General features: G+C 40.8%; 17 protein-coding genes and 1 other annotated feature. All 17 genes read right to left on the bottom strand.

The window, feature by feature from the left end; translation table 11 throughout:
- Positions 1–57 precede the first annotated feature (57 nt).
- Positions 58–558: a 50S ribosomal protein L10 gene (gene rplJ / locus B7698_RS05670; RefSeq protein WP_001287277.1), complete on the bottom strand. Its 501-nt coding sequence runs from the start codon at positions 556–558 to the stop codon at positions 58–60.
- A gap of 38 nt (positions 559–596) precedes the next feature.
- Positions 597–732, bottom strand: a sequence feature (ribosomal protein L10 leader region).
- 76 nt (positions 733–808) lie between these two features.
- Complete coding sequence (locus tag B7698_RS05660; protein WP_084864919.1) at positions 809–2068, bottom strand: TRZ/ATZ family protein; 1260 nt, start codon at positions 2066–2068, stop codon at positions 809–811.
- Positions 2069–2170: 102 nt separating this feature from the next.
- On the bottom strand, positions 2171–3919 hold the full coding sequence (locus B7698_RS05655) for an ABC transporter ATP-binding protein (protein ID WP_084864918.1): 1749 nt from the start codon (positions 3917–3919) through the stop codon (positions 2171–2173).
- A gap of 1 nt (position 3920) precedes the next feature.
- Positions 3921–5645 carry an ABC transporter ATP-binding protein gene (locus tag B7698_RS05650; RefSeq protein ID WP_084864917.1) on the bottom strand — a complete coding sequence of 575 codons (1725 nt, stop codon included), beginning with the start codon at positions 5643–5645 and terminating at the stop codon, positions 3921–3923.
- A gap of 60 nt (positions 5646–5705) precedes the next feature.
- Positions 5706–6644 (bottom strand): peptide-methionine (R)-S-oxide reductase MsrB, encoded by a 939-nt coding sequence (gene msrB / locus B7698_RS05645; protein WP_084864916.1) that lies wholly within the window; start codon positions 6642–6644, stop codon positions 5706–5708.
- A 258-nt stretch (positions 6645–6902) separates the two neighbouring features.
- Positions 6903–7772 (bottom strand): homoserine kinase, encoded by an 870-nt coding sequence (gene thrB, locus B7698_RS05635; RefSeq protein ID WP_084864914.1) that lies wholly within the window; start codon positions 7770–7772, stop codon positions 6903–6905.
- A gap of 1 nt (position 7773) precedes the next feature.
- A complete protein-coding gene (locus B7698_RS05630) occupies positions 7774–9060 on the bottom strand; it encodes a homoserine dehydrogenase (protein WP_084864913.1) in 1287 nt (428 codons plus the stop codon).
- Between the two features lie 151 nt (positions 9061–9211).
- Entirely contained in the window at positions 9212–9949 is a 738-nt protein-coding gene (mecA, locus tag B7698_RS05625) for an adaptor protein MecA (RefSeq protein WP_084864912.1), read from the bottom strand.
- Between the two features lie 315 nt (positions 9950–10264).
- On the bottom strand, positions 10265–11299 hold the full coding sequence (gene tarQ, locus B7698_RS05620; protein WP_084864911.1) for a teichoic acid biosynthesis protein TarQ: 1035 nt from the start codon (positions 11297–11299) through the stop codon (positions 10265–10267).
- Complete coding sequence (locus tag B7698_RS05615; protein ID WP_084864910.1) at positions 11292–12761, bottom strand: O-antigen polysaccharide polymerase Wzy family protein; 1470 nt, start codon at positions 12759–12761, stop codon at positions 11292–11294. Before B7698_RS05615 ends, tarQ begins: the two co-directional genes overlap by 8 nt.
- A 15-nt stretch (positions 12762–12776) precedes the next feature.
- On the bottom strand, positions 12777–13763 hold the full coding sequence (locus B7698_RS05610; protein WP_084864909.1) for a glycosyltransferase family 2 protein: 987 nt from the start codon (positions 13761–13763) through the stop codon (positions 12777–12779).
- 1 nt (position 13764) lies between these two features.
- The gene (locus B7698_RS05605; protein ID WP_192855108.1) at positions 13765–14865 is read right to left on the bottom strand and encodes a glycosyltransferase; all 1101 of its coding nucleotides are present in this window, start codon (positions 14863–14865) and stop codon (positions 13765–13767) included.
- A complete protein-coding gene (locus tag B7698_RS05600) occupies positions 14858–15694 on the bottom strand; it encodes a LicD family protein (RefSeq protein ID WP_084864907.1) in 837 nt (278 codons plus the stop codon). Before B7698_RS05600 ends, B7698_RS05605 begins: the two co-directional genes overlap by 8 nt.
- A gap of 143 nt (positions 15695–15837) precedes the next feature.
- Positions 15838–17148, bottom strand: coding sequence for an LCP family protein (locus tag B7698_RS05595; protein ID WP_084864906.1), 1311 nt, complete (start codon positions 17146–17148; stop codon positions 15838–15840).
- The gene (gene pheA, locus B7698_RS05590) at positions 17145–17993 is read right to left on the bottom strand and encodes a prephenate dehydratase (RefSeq protein ID WP_084864905.1); all 849 of its coding nucleotides are present in this window, start codon (positions 17991–17993) and stop codon (positions 17145–17147) included. The genes B7698_RS05595 and pheA overlap by 4 nt, the downstream gene beginning before the upstream one ends.
- Positions 17990–18466 carry a shikimate kinase gene (locus B7698_RS05585; protein WP_001151349.1) on the bottom strand — a complete coding sequence of 159 codons (477 nt, stop codon included), beginning with the start codon at positions 18464–18466 and terminating at the stop codon, positions 17990–17992. The genes pheA and B7698_RS05585 overlap by 4 nt, the downstream gene beginning before the upstream one ends.
- Positions 18459–19742 (bottom strand): 3-phosphoshikimate 1-carboxyvinyltransferase, encoded by a 1284-nt coding sequence (gene aroA / locus B7698_RS05580; RefSeq protein ID WP_070527099.1) that lies wholly within the window; start codon positions 19740–19742, stop codon positions 18459–18461. The genes B7698_RS05585 and aroA overlap by 8 nt, the downstream gene beginning before the upstream one ends.
- Position 19743: the final 1 nt, after the last annotated feature.

Genomic DNA, 19743 nt, shown 5'->3' with positions numbered 1-19743 from the left:
ATATGTTTTAAATTTATAATAGATTTTCGTAGCTAGGCTACGCTGCGTAGCTTAAGATTAAGCTGCGTCTTCTTTGTTGTCTGCAACCGCTTTGACTGCAAGAGCAACGTTGCGCACTGGCGCTTGAAGTACAGAAAGGAGCATAGAAAGAAGTCCTTCGCGGTTTGGAAGAGTTGCAAGAGCAAGAATCTCTTCTTTAGATGCGACAGCGCCTTCGATTGCACCACCTTTGATTTCAAGTGCTTCAGCGTTTTTAGAAAAGTCGTTCAAGATTTTCGCTGGTGCGATAACATCTTCGTTAGAAAATGCTACTGCAGATGGTCCAACAAATACAGATGCAAGATCTTCAAGACCAGCTTTTTCAGCTGCACGACGCAAGATTGAGTTTTTAATCACTTTATACTCAACTTCGCTTCCACGAAGCTCACGACGAAGAACTGTATCTTGCTCAACTGTCAAACCACGAGCGTCTACAACGACGATAGATGCAGCAGCTTTCATTTTTTCAGCTACTACGTCAACTAGTTCCGCTTTTTTAGCAATAATTGCTTCACTCATTAGTGTGTTCACCTCCGTTATTATTTTGCTTGGGGAAATTTTTCAAAAGAAAAACGCGCCCAAACCTAGACACGAAAGTACAATACGCTTCTTTTTACATGATACGTTTTGTCCTCGGTAGGATATTTATGAGTCGAGCTCCCCTACTGTCTTAGGCAGTTTTTTCAAACCGTATATAAGTATAGCATAGTCAAAAAAAGAATGCAAGATTTTTGCAAACTTTTTTTAAACTTTTTTCGTGATTTTTCTTTTAAAGTTCTACTGTTAGGACTTGGCCTTGCTTAACAACCTGTTCTCCAGCGATATAAACATCATCAACGTCACTGGATTTGACTGCATAAATGAGGTGGGACAGCATATTTTCCTGAGGTTGGAGATGAATTTTCCCTTGTGGTTGGATGACCAGAAAATCTGCTTGCTTGCAAACTTCCAGACTTCCTATCTGATTTTCCATTCCTAGGACCTTAGCACCTTCGATTGTCAGAGCCTTGAGAGCTGTTTCGATAGGGAATTGGCTGGCATCCCCACTCTTCATTTTCTGTAAGAGAGCTGCTGTTCGTCCTTCCTCAAACATATCAAGGTTGTTGTTGGAAGCAACTGAATCTGTCGCAATTCCTACTGCCATTCCCGCTTTTTGGAGTTGGATGATTGGAGCGATTCCTGAGGCCAGTTTGAGGTTACTGATAGGATTGTGAGCGATAGCCACTTGAGAAGTTGCAAAACGTTCAATTTCTCTCTCGTTTAATTCGACCCCGTGAGCAAAGACAGATGGATGATCTAAGTAACCCAGTTCTTCGAGAAAAGCAAGAGGACGTTTACCGTATCGTTTCAGGATAATTCCTGACTCCTCCTTGGTCTCCGCCACGTGGATATGGATAGGAATATTCAACTCTTTTGCCAGATCTAAGCTTTCTGCCAGCAAGTCTCTACTACAGCTGTAGGGAGAATGTGGGTCTACCATCACCTTGAAATTTGGATTTTTATATCCAATAATTTCTTCAATGATTGCTCGAGTTCTACTTATAGTCTCAGCAGTTATCTCTGCCTCTGAAGAAAAAAGAGTCGGTGAGAAATAACAACGCATCTTGGAATCTTTCACTGCCTGATAAATCCGCTCAATATCCACACCATTGGGATTATACATATCATTAAAGGTTGTTGTTCCTGACTGGAGCATCTCTGTCAGAGCTTCTTTGACCGCCTTAGTAGTCATGTCGGGAGTAAATCCTGCTTCTGCAGGCCAGATATAGTCATTGAGCCATTCATGGAGATTGCTATCATCTCGAATTCCTCTCAATCCGGTCATAGCAGAATGGGTGTGACAATTGACCAAACCAGGCATAATCCAGGCTCCCTGATAGTCTATAATCTGCTCAGCTTGCTCTATAATCTCTGACTGCTCTTGACCAACATAGACGATTTGAGAATCCTTAACTGCTAAGATTCCATCTAGATAAACATGGAAATCTTGATCACAAGTCACGATATTTACATGCTGATAGACTTTCATTGTTTTTCTCCTTCTAAGGCCTTGATTTTTTTCTAGCTATTGTAACAAAAAAGTCACCCGAAGGCAACTTCTTTTGTCTATAAGATTTCAAAGTAAAAAGGATTATTCAGAGCTAAAAGCCGCAGCTTGCTGCATTTGGTAATACTTGCCTTTTCTAGCCATGAGGTCCTGATGATTGCCATGCTCCACAATATCGCCATCCACCAAGACAAGAATCAGATCTGCATCCTGAATGGTAGACAAGCGGTGGGCGATGATAAAGCTTGTGCGCCCCTTCATGAGTTTGGTAAAGGCATCCTGAATCAGTACTTCTGTCCGCGTATCGATGGAAGAGGTCGCCTCGTCTAAGATAAGAATCTTTGGGATAGCCAGAAAGACTCGGGCAATGGTCAAGAGCTGTGCTTGACCGACAGAGAGAGAGTCTCCTGCATTTTCCAACTTGGTATCGTAACCCTGCGGTAACTGTTGGATGAAAAAGTCTGCATTGGCTGCTTTGGCAGCAGCAATCACTTGCTCCCGACTGGCATCAGGATTGCCAAAGGTAATATTGTCGTGAATAGTCCCTTGCTTGAGCCAGGTTTCTTGGAGCACCATGCCAAACTGCTGGCGTAAGGAGGCACGACTATAGTCATAAATGGATTTCCCATCCAGCAAGATATCTCCCGAGTTAATGGGATAAAACCGCATGAGGAGATTGATAAGGGTTGATTTTCCAGCACCTGTCGGACCAACAATAGCTACCTTGCTACCAGCTGGAATAGCGATAGATAAGTCCTTAATCAAAATCTTTTCAGGATTGTAGCCAAAAGAGACATGTTTAAAGGAAATAGCTCCCTTAACTTGGTCACTGGTCAAGACTTCCTTACCAGTTTCAGCCAGCTCAGTGCTATCAAAGACAGCATAGACACGCTCTGCACAAGCTAGGGCACTTTGCAACTCAGCTAGCACTGAAGAAATATCATTAAAGGGCTTTGTATACTGTTGGACATAGTTCAAAAAAGTCACTAAACGCCCAATGGTCAAGGTGGACCCCATCATGATACGATAAGCTCCCACTCCAGCTAGAAGCGCATAAATGAGCGCATTTACAAAGCGAGTCGAAGGATTGACCGTTGAAGAATAAAAGATGGCTGACTGCGAATAACCTGCATAGTTGTCATTAGCCTCACGCAGTCTTTGGATAAATTCTGCCTGAGCATTAAAGGACTGGATAATGGTCTGCTGGCTCAACGATTCTTCAATTAATTGTGTCTGAATCCCCCTTGTCTCTGTTTGCTTTTGGAAGAGATGATAGGAGCGTTTGGCAATAAAGCGTGAAATCACCATAGATAGTGGCGTCAACAGCAAGACTAAGAGGGTCATGAGGAGATGAATTTGGAGCATGGCTAGAATACTAACCAAAATCATTAAGACCCCAATAAAAAATTGGTTAAAAATCATGGTCAAGCCAGCTGCTAACTGTTCGATGTCCGTGGTTACACGACTGACCATTTCTCCACTGCCTTGTCGATCCACAAAGGCAATCGGTAACCGATGGAGCTTATGGATGATTCGCTCTCGCAAGTCTCTGGTATAAGAAAAAATTAGGCGATTGTAGAGGAGAGGATTGACCCACTGTACAAGGGTATTTCCTATGACCACCAAGATCATTTGGAGAAAAATCTGCCAAAAAACTGGTGAAGAGCCAGTCACTAGGACTTGGTCGATGACCTGTCCAATCAATATAGGTAGGTAGATTGATAGGGCAACCTGGACAATAGTTCCTAGAAAGGCTAGGAAAAGGAGGAAGGGATGGCTTGCTAAATCTTTGGCCAAACGCGTGAGCGTCTGGTTTGCAGTTTGTCGTCTCATGCTAGTCCTCCTTTCCATGTTGGGAAGCATTGATTTCACGATAGACTTGACTGGATTTCATCAAGTCCTCGTGATTGCCGATAGCTAGGAGCCCACCTTTTTCCAAGAGGAGAATCTGGTCAGCCATCTGTAAAGTCGAGGTCCGTTGAGAAATCAAAATTAAGCTCGTATTTGGCAGATTTTCTCGAATTGCTTTCAAGAGCTTAGACTCGGTAATAGTGTCCAGTGCCGAGGTTGCATCATCTAGGATGAGAAATGGAGTTCGGCGCAAGACTGCTCGTGCGATGGACAGCCTTTGTTTTTGACCGCCCGAGAAATTTCGCCCTCCTGCCTCAACTAGAGCATCCAAGAGTCCTTCCTTATCACTGACAAAATCCTTGGCTTGTGCAATTTCCAAGGCCTGCCAAAGCTCTTGGTCTCTTACTTCTTTATGTAAACCTAGAGTCAAGTTGGAACGAATGGTTCCTTTAAAGAGTTCGACTTTTTGAGGCACATAGGCAATCCAAGACCGCCACTGCTCCAAATTAAGAGGACTACGTCCATCTCGATAAAGGTTAATGCTTCCCTTATCTGCTGGATATAGACCAAGTAAGACTTGCACCAAGCTTGATTTACCAGAACCCGTTCCCCCAATGATACCAAGAATTTGCCCTTGAGTCATATCAAAGGAAATGTCTCTCAGAGAAGGCTGGGCCGCATCAGGATAGGTAAAAGTCAATTCTTGAACTTGTAAAACCTGATTACTGGAAGCTTGCTTTTGTTCTAATTCTGAATGGATATCTTCTGGAGTCTCAGCAAAGACTTCCTCGATTCGTTTAGCTGAGATATAGGACTGGTTGAGAGAATTTATCAGCATAGCTAGTTTGACCAATTCCACCAAAATCTGCAAGAGATAGTTGATAAGGGCAATGAGAGCACCTTGGCTGAGCAAACCTCCTTGTATAGAAGTATAGCCCTGCCAGATGATGACAAGCAGAGTTCCATTGACAATCAGATAGGTCAGGGGTGTTAGTAAACTAGACCAGAAACCTGTTTTCTCTTGTAATCTAGCATAAACTTGGTTAAGGGTTTGAAAAATCTGTAATTCTCGTTTTTCTTGTCCAAAAGCACGAATAACTCGCATCCCTTGCAATTGCTGGCGCGTTTCCTGAACCAGCTGGTCCGTTTTCTTTCTAAGACTGCTGTAGAGAGGATTAACCAGTTTAGAAAGCCCTACAATAACAATGGTCAAAATGACAACCATGATTAGGAACCAAAAAGTCAGCTCAGCTGAGATGCGATAAGCCATAAAAATGGCACCAAAAACGATAATGGGTGCTCGCAAAAAGAGACGCAGGAATTGATTGATTCCAGTCTGAATCTGGTAGGTATCTGAAGTCAAGCGAGTGACCAAGCTAGAAGTTGTCAGACGATCTCTGATATCCTTAGGTAAAGACAAAATATGTCGATAAAGATCGTTTGTCAATTCTTTGGCAAATCCAACCGCAGCCTTAGCTGAGTAGAACTGGGCTATTAAGGCCACTACAACACCAATTACTGCAAAGATAAGGAGCAAACCAATCTGCATCCAGAGATGACCTTGATTTTTCTGGGGCAAGGATTGGTCAACAATCCCAGCAATCACCATGGGAACCAAGAGCTCAAACACAGCTTCTAGTAACTTGAACAAGGGAGCTAAAATTGATTCCTTGATGTAGGGTTTAAAGTAAGATAATAGGTGTTTCATAAATCCCTTCTATTCGTATTCTGGAAATGAAGAAAGTGGGAAGCACCCACCATCTCTTATTTATTTGTTTAAGTAAGGTAGTAGATAGCCATATCCTTCCTCTTCCATCTCATCCTTGGATACAAAACGCAAGGATGCAGAATTAATACAGTAACGAAGTCCACCTAACTCCCGCGGTCCATCTGTGAAAACATGACCCAAGTGAGCATTCCCCGACCGAGAACGAACCTCAATTCGCTCCATTCCATGGCTCAAGTCCTTGTAATAATGAATCAACTCCTTAGAAATCGGACGACTAAAACTTGGCCAACCACATCCTGAGGCAAACTTATCCTTGGCAAAAAAGAGCGGCTCACCTGTCGTGATGTCTACATAAATTCCCTCTTCAAAGGTTTGGTCATAGGCATTGGTAAATGGAGCCTCTGTAGCAGTTTCTTGGGTGACACGATAGGACTCTTCAGTTAAGCTTTCCTTTAACACCTCTTGACTAGGCTTTTCATAGTTAGAGGCATCAATCAATGGCTTCTCAGCATCGGTCACATCGATATGACAGTAACCTGAAGGATTCTTCTTAAGATAGTCTTGGTGGTAGTCTTCAGCCAGAATATAGTGGCGAAGTTTCTCCACTTCTACTGCAATCTTTCGACCCAGCATGCGCTCCTGCTCCTGCACCACTGTGAATATAGCTGGCAAGTCTGCTTCGTCCTGGTAATAAATCCCAGTTCGATATTGGCGACCACGGACATTCCCTTGTTGATTGATGGATAAAGGGTCGATGACACGGAAATAATAAAGTAAAATCTCTCTGAGTGACACTGCCTTCTCATCGTAAATCACTTGAACCGTTTCTGCATGGTCTGTTTCCTTGAGTAGCTGGTAATTGGTCGTTTCGACTTGACCATTAGCGTAGCCAACACTGGTTGCTAGCACTCCAGAAATGCGTGAAAAATACTCCTCTAAGCCCCAAAAACAACCACCTGCTAGATAAATTTCTGCCATCTTTATTTCTCCTTTATCAAGTTTTTAACTAATACTCTTCGAAAATCTCTTCAAACCACGTCAGCTTACATCTGCAACCTCAAAATAGTATTTTGAGCTAACTTCGTCAGTTCTATCCACAACCTCAAAACACTGTTTTGAGCAACCTGCGGCTAGCTTCCTAGTTTGCTCTTTGATTTTCATTGAGTATAAACTTATTTTCAAAAAAAGGATAGGAAGCCCTCTGGTCGAGAGTTTCCCCATCCTATCTTCTATTCTTTATTTTGCTTCGACACGGACACCTTGGGTATCAACCTTCAAGTCATGAAGCTTTCCTTTGAAGGGTTGCTTTTCCAATTCTGCCTTAATCGTTGGCATCTTGTCATGAGAAGCCAAGACCATAACTGTCGGCCCAGCACCAGAGAGGTAGGTTGCATAGGCACCATTTTCTTTGGCTACTTGCTTAATCGTCGCAAATTCTCTCACCAAGTCCTGACGATAGCGCTCGTGGAAGAGGTCTCCCTCGATTGCTTGCCCAGCAGTCGCCATGTCTCCTGCCAACAAGGCCGCAACCGCCACATTGGCAATAGAACTAGCTGCAACAGCTTCCTTGTAAGACAATTTTTTAGGCAAGACACCACGGCTGTCTCGAGTACGCAATTCATAGTTTGGAATGTAGGCTAGGAAATCACACTCTGGGAAGTCTGCTACGATAGCAGAAACTTGTCCATCAACAGAGCTTGCAATAACGAGATTACCATAAATGGCTGGAGCCACATTGTCAGGATGCCCTTCAATCTTAGTCGCCAACTGCAATTTTTCATGATCAGACAAGTTGAGCTTGCCCAGTTGATTAGCTAGTTCAATCCCAGCAACGATAACCGAGCTTGAAGAACCCAAGCCACGCGCCAAGGGAACATCACTGGTCATTTTCAAGCGTCTTGGTTGCAAGTCTGGTGCAATTTGCAAGGCAATCTTAAGCAAGAGATTGCGCTCGTCATGTGGTATCCATTTGCCAATCTGGTGTTCAATCAGCCACTCTTCTCGTTCTTCACGGACCTCAATTTGAAGATACTTAGTTACAGCTACGCCGACCGAGTCAAAACCTGGCCCGATATTGGCACTGGTTGCAGGTACAATAATCTTCATCTTATTCTCCTAGCACCTTGAAGGTATTCAAGAGGTCGAATTCTGAAACCTTCTTCAATTCAGCTGAGACATTTTCAAGCTGGGCTTTATTAATCTTGTGTGTGATGATAACAACACGCGCCTTGTCACCATCTTTTCCATCTTGGAGAATTTGCTTGAAGGAAATATCTTGGGCATTAAAGATTTCAGCCAATTTCAAGACCTGACCTTTTGAGTCTGGAGCCAAGATTGAGAAGTAGTAGTTTGCTTTAACATCCTCAGGGTTTGCCAATACCAAGTCACGGCTGTATTCGTTGAAGTCTTTACCGATGGTACCATCATTTAAGCGACGAACGATACGGACAATGTCCGCTACAACACTTGTTGCAGTTGGTTTTTGACCAGCACCTGGTCCGTAGTACATAGACTCACCGATACCAATAGATTCTACAAAAACAGCGTTCATTACACCATTGACACTAGCAAGTGGGTGTACTTTAGGAAGGAAGGTTGGAGTTACTTCCGCAGCAATACCTGAAGGAGTTTCCTCGATAGAGCCAACCAATTTCACTACATATCCAAGTTCTTGGGCTACAGCTACGTCTTCTGGTGTGATGTTGCGGATTCCCTTGTGGGCTACATCGTCAAAGGCAACCTTCATCCCAAAGGCAAATTGGCTCAAAATCACCATCTTGTAGGCTGCATCAATCCCATCCACGTCATTTGTAGGATCACTTTCTGCAAAACCTAGTTTTTGTGCTTCAGCCAAAGCATCATCATAAGACCAGCCTTCTTCGACCATCTTGGTCATCATAAAGTTAGAAGTTCCGTTAACCACACCAAGGACGCGCGTGATTTTATCAGAAGCCAAGGAATTTGCTAGAGTACGAAGAATTGGAATCCCACCAGCTACTGCTGCTTCGTAGTAAAGTGCTACATTATGCTCTTTAGCGATTTCTAACAATTTTGCACCATGGACAGCCAAAAGGTCCTTGTTAGCAGTAACAACGTGTTTCCCAGCTTCCAAGGCACGAGTGATAAAAGTCTTAGCAGGTTCGATACGCCCCATCAATTCCACTACGATAGTAATATCTTGGTCTGACAAAATATCATCCACATCGGTTACAAAGTTAAAGTCATTCCCTGCTGCAAGCAAGCGATTCTTTTCATCTTCATCCTTGACCAATACCTTAGCAACTTCGATATCTGAATGTGCTGATTGATTAATTTTTTCTCCATTTTCCTTTAGGAGGAAAGGCACGCCACTTGCAACGGTACCAAATCCTAGTAAAGCAATTTTAACTGTCATGTTTGTCTCCTCGAAATTTTCTAATATAGCCATTATAACAGAATTTTGTGAAAATTCCTATTATAGTAAATCACTATTTCAGTCTAGAAAAGAAAAAACGAATCTGATGATTCGCTCTTCTTAAAATCTAGAAATAGCTTTCCAGAAATGATTATCCAATCTTTTGCAGATTAAGTACTGCATCGTGATTCATCAAGACTTGACCATACTCTTGTAAGACTGAGCGACTGATATCACTATCGTCTGCAAACTCGCGCATACGGGCCAAAAGCCACGCTGGATATGGACTTGGATGATTTTCAATATCCACTAAAATGGTCAAATAATAGCGCTCATTCATTTTGTAGAGTTCAGAAGTTTCCATCTCAAAAGTCACTGTCTTGGCAAAAGCCACCAAATCAGCTAACTTAGAAAAAGAAAGGATGTAGTAGATGTAAGGCTCTTTCTTGCTTTCAACTTCTTGTTCAGCCTGCTCCTGCTCTTCTTCCTTGGCTTCGACTTGCTCTAGAGATTGAATCGCTTCGATATCATCCTTAGTTTTATCCGCGATGCTTTTTTCCAAGGTTTTGATAAATTCATCTGGCGACATTTGAGCCAATTCTTCCATATCTGGCAAATCCGATAAGTCTTCAAAATCTAGATTTTGGTCAATCTTGGACTTGGTAACAAATACGTCCACCTTATCCGGTTTTGGAGTCACACGGAAGCTCAACATACCTGTATCCAAAAAGCTATCAGGCATCTCTAACTCATCCAAGATGGCATAAAAGAACTCTTCTGTTTTTTCTTGAGGAACGAGAAAGTCAGCAATCTCCATTCCTCGATCCATCAAATCCTCTAAAGACATCGTGATTTTCAAAGTTGTATCACTAATTTGTTTCATTTTCATTGCTAGTAACCTCATACTTTCAGTTCTATCTATTATACTAGATTTTTACGATTTTATCAAAAGAAGGCTTCTCTGTCGGGATAGATTTTCCCTAGGGTAACTTCTGTAGAAGACTCTAATACTCTTCGAAAATCTCTTCAAACCACGTCAGCTTTATCTACAACCTCAAAGCGGTGCTTTGAGCAACCTGCGGCTAGCTTCCTAGTTTGCTTTTTGATTTTCATTGAGTATAAGAGAAAATTTCTGCAAACAAATAGAAAAAGCCTTCAAAATCGGCTCTTAGCCAACTTTGAAGACCCTAATACATCAGAAAGCTTATAGTTTAAAGGTTGCTACACCGAGGATAGAACGATTTAAGTTTCGAAGAATTTGAAGACTTTGTTCAAATTTCTTATAACGAGTCACTCCGTATTCTTCAACAAGAAGGACTGTATCTCTTTCTAAAAGAGATGGTACATCTTGTAAATCTACAAAATGCATTCCTTTTAAAGACCCTTGATTTTGTTTCAATTTATCTAGAATAGCTTTATTTGAGCTAACAATAGTCAATTCTTGTCCAGCATTTTTGTATGATAGAATATCTGCTAGATTAGCAATTGTTGTAATCTCTGTTACAAAATCAATTTGATACTGAGAAAAATCACCTGCTCTATTGATTGTTGGATTAAAGAGATAAATCAATACATTTCCTATTACAACCAAAATCACACAGACTACTCCAATAACAGCTAAACGGAGAATCAAATTCTTCACATTCAATCCAAGCGCTGTCTCACCGTTTGCGTTCAATTCTTTAGAGTTGATGGTTTCCAATTTTTCAATTTTTACATTTGCATAAGTGTGTTTAAATTTCTCAATCAATCCATCAATTTTTCGCTCCAACAAGTCATTAGCATCTTTACTTGGTGTCAAAATTTTCACACCAACCCCTGCATCATCAATCATATAGTAGACAGTCAGTTTTTTCCACCAATAATCATTCGTAGAATTTTTCAAGGTTGTCTCTGTCGTATCTAATTCACTGGCAATTTTTTTCAACTCACTCGGGTCTACATCATTGAAAAGATAAGCCCCATTCAAATTCCCATCAATCAATTTCCCATAGAAATCACTATAACCACCAATTTGATGATTCAAAATCGTTTTAGTTGAATCTTCTGGAGGAGTGATTTTATAGCTAAGATAAGTTGAATAACTTGTTGTGTCTTTAACAGTATTTTTATTCTTAACTGCTTTAATTGTAAATGGTACAGCAATGAGAGCAAATAAAGCGATGAGAGCTAGGATATTTGCTTTTCGTTTTTTATAAAGATTTGCAAACAAATCAGCTACTGAATAATGTTCAAACATGATTTTTTTCTCCTTTGTTTAGTAGATACTGGTTCTCTTTTGTAAGCATTTTTGCTACGAATATAATCACAAGAACAATTCCCCAGAATTGCATTGTAAATAAATTGAAGAAACTTTCTGAAAAGCTACTTCTTGGCATAAAGAATAGATTATTCAAGATGAGTAGGGACAAGGCAAATAGGATTGTTCTTGAACGATAGGCTACTTGCAGCATGGCTATGAATAACATACCTAGCAAGAGACTAAGTAGAAAGACTCCTATCATACCATAGTCGGTATACAACTCCATAATATAGCTACTTCCAATACCATGTCCTTTCAAGTATTCCTTGTTCAAGACAAGATAGGATAGATTATGGGCATAACTATTACTATCAATAGCTAGTTCCACACTATTGGTTGTATGTTCAAAGGCTTTTCCTCCGAAAATGGCCCCTAAACTTCCCCTTGCAAAATAATCAATAACAGGACCAAAAGTAAAATTGCGTAAATCTCGGTAAGGGAGGCTACTGTTAAATAGAAAACCTCTAGCCAAAACACCAAAACTGGTTCCTTGTTTATAGATAAAGTCAAGCAGGATATCCCAGAAACCTGTATGGGAAACCTGGACATTATCCCGTACATAATTGAGTATTCCCATCGCTAACATGAGAATAGGAGAACCTACAAAAATCGCTAACTTTTCTTTAAATCCAATCCATTTTCCCTTTTCTGTTTGCTCCCGCATAAAGTAATAAACAAAAGCAAATAGAATACTTAAAATAAAGGGATTTCGTGTCCCGATTGCCAAATGAATGGTATTAGCTGCAATAAAGGAGACAAGCACTGCTGTTGCCTGCAATTTCTTTGGCTTGGTTGCCAAATACATACACATTGCATAGACCGTAAATGTTGATAAGATATAGGTAAAATAGGGCAGTTTACTTTCAAAATTTGCATAGTAGGCATAGTAGGAAGTCTGCAAGCGATACAAGAGTCGTTCAAATAACCGAATAAAATAGAAAGGATAGGTTAGAAGAAAAACTCCTAGCGATACAAAGCGCAACCGCTTGATGTAAACATCTTTTAGAGAACTTCCTATCTTGGGTACTTGTATTTTCTTTCTAGCTATAAAATAGCGAGCTAGGAGCCCCCCTGTGGTCAAGCCCAGAATCGAAACCATGACGACTATAAAGGCAAAACGATAGGCTATGGGATGATAGGTATCTAAAGCGCCATCTCTAAAATAATCAATGGTCGGCCTTGATACCAGAAATACAAAAATAGTTAAAAAGAAAATAAAATGGATTAAGTAATACTTGATATCATTCCAACAAGCAATTAAGCTACTAACCAGTAAGAACAATAAAGTAGAAAGCAAGCTAACATTGTTATTATTAAACAGATACACAATTCCACTTACTAGCGTCAAGGCATAGCTGACTATGGTCAAACTAAATAATAATCGTTTTCCATCAATCACTTGCTCACCCCCGTTCTAATGTAATTTTTTAGATTTTTCAATATTTTTTAGTAATAAGAATCGGTATAAGGAAATATTTATGAATAGAGCCAAAGCACTAATTCTTCTCCCCTTACGGAAAATTGGATTCCTAGCAATAGCAAAGGCATGGCCTTTTAAAAAACGATGAATCTGAGAATAGGCTTCAAATTGTTTATACTGATCATCTAGTAACATCTTATCCAGAATAAAGAAGTGGGCATAGGCCAATCTGAAAAAAGCAACCTCTTTCAAGTCAGGATAGTTTTTCACAACTTCATTGTAAAACTTTTGGTAGATATCAATATAGGCTAAATCCTTCTCTGCATAGGGTTTGGTCGTAATACTATCCCCTCTATGGAAATAGTAATAATAGGGTTTGGTATTAACAACGTACTTCTTAGCCAACTTGATTAAATCAAAATGATAATAAGCATCTTCGTAAATCAATCCCTTTGGAAAGGATAGGGCAGTTGCAATCTCTCTCTTGATTAGCTTATTGCAGATCGTTCCAGGTATTTTTTCACCTATGAGATATTCCTTTAGAAATGTTTGAGAATCACAGACAAAATACTCATCCTGATTGGCTGACTGTGGACTTTCATCATTAGCATAGACATTCATGACACCACAGCTCGAAACATCCGCATCTTCTTGAATTAATTGCTCATATAAGCTCTGAATCATTTCTGGATGGATATAATCATCTGAGTCAATAAAAATCAGATAGTCTCCGTGAGCCTGCTTCATTCCATCGTTTCGTGCTTGCGACAAACCTTCATTCTTTTTATGAAGCACTGACACCCTATCATCTTGTTCAGCGATTGAATCACACAAGCGACCACTTTCATCCGTTGCTCCATCATCAACAAGAATGATTTCCAGATTTTGATAGGTCTGCTTCTGGATGGAAGCTATCGATTTTTCTAGGTACTGCGCCACATTATAGACTGGCACAATCACACTGATTAATGCAGTTTCCATGCTACTCCTCTAATAGTTTTTCTACTTGTTCGATTTGTTTGGCAATTGTGAATTGTTGAACAAATTGACTAGCCTCATTGACATCGAAGTTTGAGGCAGAGGTCATGTAGTTCGTAATTGCCTGAGCTGCTTCTTGATTGCTCTCAATGATTTGTCCAAATTGTCCTTCTTGGGATAATTCCTCAGCACCTCCAACATCCGTAGAGACAAAAGGAAGTCCCAGACTCAAGGCTTCCACATACACTCCAGGAAAACCTTCTTGTTTAGACATAGACAAAAGAACTTTCGTCTGAGATAAATACTGATAAGGATTTTTTTGATAACCAAGGAAATGTACATAGTCTTCAAGCTCATATTCTTTGACGCGTTTTTTCAGTTCCTCTTCCATATCCCCAGACCCGATAAAATAGAGATGATAGTTTTTTCCCTCTTGGTGTAATAATCGTATCACTTCCACCACACGGTCAGAACCCTTATTTTCCTCAATCCGTCCGATAGTACAGATACTTTGAGGCGCAATCTCGATATCGATCTTCTCTTGAGATTTTTCTAGAATACTCTGAAAATCATATCCATTGTAAACTGTCCGTAATTTCGAAGCATAATCTGGATAAACTTCCTTGATAGAATTGCTGGTTTTATTCGAAATTCCTACAATGGTATCCGCAGCATCCAACTGGCGTCTATGTGATTCTCTTTTGGAGCTATCCTTAAGAAATTCTTCGATACTTCCATGAATCCAAGAGATTTTCTTGACTTCTTTTCTTTTAGAGAACAAAAGTGGAGGATTCATAATAGTAAAAGAAACTTCAACATCATAGTCATCTCTTACAAGCAAGCGACGAGTCAATCTTGGAAAATAAATTCTCATTCTCCACAAAAGAGCTCGAATCCATCTGGCTTGGCGATAATCCTGAAGGGATTTTAAAATGCGTACATGCTTGGGAACAGATTCGTATCCCTTATCAAAATGTTCCATTTCAAGAATATCAATATCATACTTTTCTGGATCTAGATTTGAAACAATGGTAGATAGAATCTTCTCTGCTCCACCCCCGAGAGAAAAAGACCACATAAAAAATAAGATTTTTTTCTTAGCCACCGTATTCTCCCTTGTATTCTGTATAAGACTTATCCATATCAGCGATGACAGCATCATGATGCGGTACTTGCTTGTCTGCTGGTGGAGGTGTCATGTAGTCTCCAAAAGCAGTGCTGAGATAGGCATCATAGCCAACTGGAATGGGCATCTCTGTTCCTTCAAATGGCAAGAAGAGATTATCTTCAAAGGATGCGATTGGGTACTTGTTTCTCATGTAGCCCGGACCTGAGCATAACTCCGTGATTCCATCGCTCTCAGCCAGACTGTACTTGGTCATTTCTTTTTCAGCTTTTTTCCAAATATGATAGCGGAGAGATTTGGGAGTTACCCCCAGTAAAATACGACTCCCCCATTTCATAAGTGCGCCATGCTTTTCTGGAACAGTTTGAGCACAAAAGAGTGAATAAATCAATGCCCAACGAACCTGTTTTTTCCGCTCAGCTGGATTTTTCGGATAATAATCCAAAGGCAAAACGTCCAAGGCCAAACCATGTGGTAAATTCAAATCCTGCTGGTAAGGTTTGATACAGGTGGTTTCCTTGTCACGAATGGTAATAAAAAGATTGCGGTCGACAAAATCCTTGTTACTCTTTGACAAGAAATAACGTTCATCTGCATAACGAGGCCATAATTCTGCCAATTTTTCATAATCCTTACGGGGCATAAAAAAATCTAGATCATCATCCCAAGGAATGAAACCCTTGTTTCGAAGGGCACCAATAGCACCTCCACCACAAAGATAACAAAGCAAATCATGTTCTTTACAAAATGCGACGAAGTATTCAGCCATTTCCAGACTACGAGCCTGAATCGCTTTTAAATCACTCATGTCTCTCCTCTTCTGTTCAATAACGAGTTATATCGTTTTATTATACCATAAAAAAGCCTTAAAAATCCATCAAACACTAAGAAAATCAAAGTTCAAACCACTATTTCACTAGTGATTCGAACCTTGATTTTTACTGTATTAGTTTATTTCATCCTCATCTGAGAAAGTTTAGTTTGATATTTATTTTGGTCTACTAAGAGTGCCTGTCCTCCATAAACATCGTAATCATCTACCCAATCACCCAGTTCTGGAACTGTTAATCTCTCAATGCCATTTTGCGCTCCATCTAGGAAGGATAAACCATTTGTCAATAAGAAACTATAGGGAACATTCGTAGAGGTCATCCCAAAGACCTTGCCTAGTGCTTCTGATCCAGTAAAAAGTTTAGTTGGATCCTTGAGTTGTTGCAGAACAGCTGTCAACACTTGCTGTTGTCTCTTGGTACGACCATAATCACCTTCGTCATCATCACGGAAGCGTGCATAATTGAGCAATGTTGAACCGTTCATCTGCTGTTTCCCAACTTTGATAGTCTGGGTTGGAGACTCTGTTTCTGTAGCATGCAAGTCATCTCCCACCGTAGCTTCGGTTAAAGGTTGACCTTCTAAGGTTGAGAATTTGGCATCAATCGTCACCCCATCAGGGAAGAGAGTATCAATAGCGGTTGCGAAGGCCTGGAAATCAACCAAGGCATAGTACTTAATGTCCAAGTCAAAATTATCTTTCAATACTTGGCGAACCATTTCCGCCCCTTTTTGGCCTTCTTGTTCCCCTAGTTCATAGGCTACATTTAACTTGTTATCTGTTTGTTTCTTCCCATTGATAATCTTACTATATCCATCAATATAAACTAAGTTATCACGCATGAAGCTGACCAGCTTAATTTTCTTATCTGAGCCACCAACATTTAGTACCATAATAGAATCCGTTCGCGTCTCAGCACTATTTTGGCCAATCCGTCCATCAGTCCCCATAATCAAAATATTAACCCCATCCTTGGTATCTTGACCATGAAAAACTTCTACTTGAGCTGCCTTAGCATTGGCAGGTTTATTTAGATCCGCATTTGAATAGCCTTTTAGGAACATAAAAATCATACCAAAACCGACACAGGCTAGAAAGGCAAGCAATCCTGCAAAAATGCGCCCCCAACGAATCTTACGTTTTTTGGACTTAACCTTTGGAAGAGAATGAGTTTTCTGATATTTTTTTGCTCGACTTCGGTTACCATAGGATGGAAGAGGAGACTGATTGACTGATGCCATGAAAGACTCTTCCATATCGTGATTTTCATTATGAATTTCTGGAGAAACTTCACTACCACTAGCCATATTTAACTTACCTTGCAGGTAAGTAAACTCTTTTTTCTCTCGCTCATTGAGATAATGAATGTTCTTAAAGAGATAGTCATAACGCAACTGCTCATGATGACTTAAGGGATTTTCTTTACTCATCTTCTCTCCTTTCCATGGTCTGATATTGGATAAATAGGATAGGCGCCCAGTACTTTATACTGGATTCCAATCACTTCTAATTCTTTTTGGGCAAAGTGGACCAAGTCCTTATCAGCATAGTCCACATCAATAATGAAAAAGTATTCTCCCAGTGCTGTCTTGAGTGGACGACTTTCAATTTTTGTCAGGTCAATCCCTCTCCAAGCAAAGGTTGAAAGAGCCTTGTAGAGGGCACCGGGAAGGTTGTCAGGTAAGGTCAAGGCCAAACTCATTTTCTCAGTTTGTGCTTTCAATGGAATACTAGGCTTTTCAGCTCCTAAAACCCAGAAACGTGTGAAATTGGCTTCCATTTCCTGAATATCCTCGGCAATCAGTTCTAAACCATATTCTTCAGCAGAACTTCTTGGAGCAATGGCTGCATAATGCTGGTCTGGATGTTCGGAAATAAAGCGGGCCGCATAGGCTGTACTAGCAGTCACCTCGATTTGGGCATCTGGATACTGTTCATCAATGAATTTCTTTCCTTGAGCCAAAGCCTGTGGATGTGAAAAAATCTTTTCAATCTTATTATGACCTGGAACCACCATCAACTGCTGATGAATAGGCTGAACGATTTCTGTTACTGCTTGGATGCGAGCCTGATGAAAAAGGTAGTCCAAGGTTTCATGAACACTACCCTCAATAGAATTTTCAACTGGCACCACAGAATAGTCCACTAATCCTTGCTCATAGGCCTTGATGACATCTGTAATGTTGGCAAAAGCCTGCAATTCCTCCTGAGGAAAAGCTGTCTGCACAACGTGGTGTGAAAATGATCCCTTGGGACCTAGATAAGCAATTTTCATCTCAGTTCCTCTATAATTTCCTCTGGGCTTAGCTTGGTCACATCCAAAATCCGACTAGCCACTTCCTCATACCAAGCCTGTCTTTCTTGGAAAATAGCTGCAAGTTCTTCCTTGCTATTATTTAGAAAAAGCGGACGCTGATTGTCCTTATCAGCTGCGATACGGTGGTAGAGGGTTTCAAAATCAGTTTTCAGGTAGATATTATCAGAATTTGTCTTTAGTAAGTCACGATTTCGCTGAGAAATAACCACTCCTCCGCCAGTTGACACAACTTTGTCTCTTTGTAGTAACTCAGCTAGGATTTCTGACTCTACCTGACGAAAAGATTCTTCTCCCTTTTCCGAGAAAAATTCCGCAATAGACATGCCTAAGCGCTTCTCTATCAGAGCATCCATATCGAGATAAGCTGGATCCAAGCCTCTTGCAATAGTCGATTTGCCAGCTCCCATAAAGCCTAATAACACCTTAGCCATGAATCAAGTTCTCCAAATCATCAAAGAAGCTAGGATAGCTGGTATTGATGGCTTCTGCACGATCAAGCTCCACTTCTCCTTCAGCAACCAAGAGGGCCGCGATAGCCGTCATCATGCCGATACGATGGTCTCCAAAAGTATTGACTCTAGCACTGTTAAGGGCTGATTTTCCTTTGATAATCATTCCATCTGCCGTAGGAGTAATATCTGCTCCCATACTATTTAAGGCGTCTGCCACAACCTGAATGCGGTCTGTTTCCTTGACCTTGAGTTCCTCAGCATCCTTAATAACTGTTACACCTTGAGCTTGGGTCGCAAGTAGAGCGATAACTGGCAATTCATCAATCAAGCGTGGAATCAAAGCGCCACCAATCTCTGTTCCTTTCAATTCAGAAGACTCAACAGTCAAAGTAGCAGATTTAGCGACTGGGTCAATTTCAGTTATTTCTAGTTTTCCACCCATGGCACGAATGACATCAATAATACCAGTACGCGTTTCGTTGATGCCCACATTATTAAGCACCACACGAGAATTTGGAACAATCAAACCTGCGACCAACCAAAAGGCTGCACTGGAAATATCTCCTGGAACAACCACCTTTTGTCCTGACAATTTTTGTGGCCCGTGGACTGTGATTTTTTTGCCCTCCACACTTAAATGACCACCAAATTGTTGTAACATATCTTCAGTATGATTACGGGTGCACTCTTTTTCGATAATAACAGACTCCCCCTGAGCCTGCAAAGCTGCAAACATCAAAGCTGACTTGACTTGAGCAGAAGCAATCGGCAACTCATACTGAATAGGTCTTAGGTTTTTCGTCCCTTTTAAATGAAGAGGAGGCAGGTCTCGCTCAGTTTGTCCTGAAATACTGACACCCATTTTTTTAAGTGGAATCGTCACACGGTCCATAGGACGTTTGGAAAGACTATCATCTCCAAACATTTCTACTTCAAAGTCTGCACCAGCAAGGACACCTGAAATCAGACGAATCGAGGTGCCAGAATTTCCCATATCAAGGGCATTTTGCGGCGCTTTTAAGCCATCCATGCCTACACCTTGAATGGTAATAACCCCATCTTTGTCCTCAATTTCAACACCAAGGTCACGAAAAACCTGCATGGTCGAAAGAACGTCTTCACCTCGCAGAATATCATAAACCTTGGTCTCACCCTCAGCCAAACTTCCAAAGATAATAGAACGGTGACTGATAGACTTGTCACCTGGAACTCGGATACTGCCGTGTAAGTGGCTAATGTTTGTTTTTAGTTTCATA

The organism is Streptococcus mitis (assembly GCF_002096855.1).
In the GTDB taxonomy this organism is placed as follows: Bacteria; Bacillota; Bacilli; order Lactobacillales; family Streptococcaceae; genus Streptococcus; species Streptococcus mitis_Y.
This window is presented reverse-complemented; position numbering and strand designations above follow the sequence as displayed.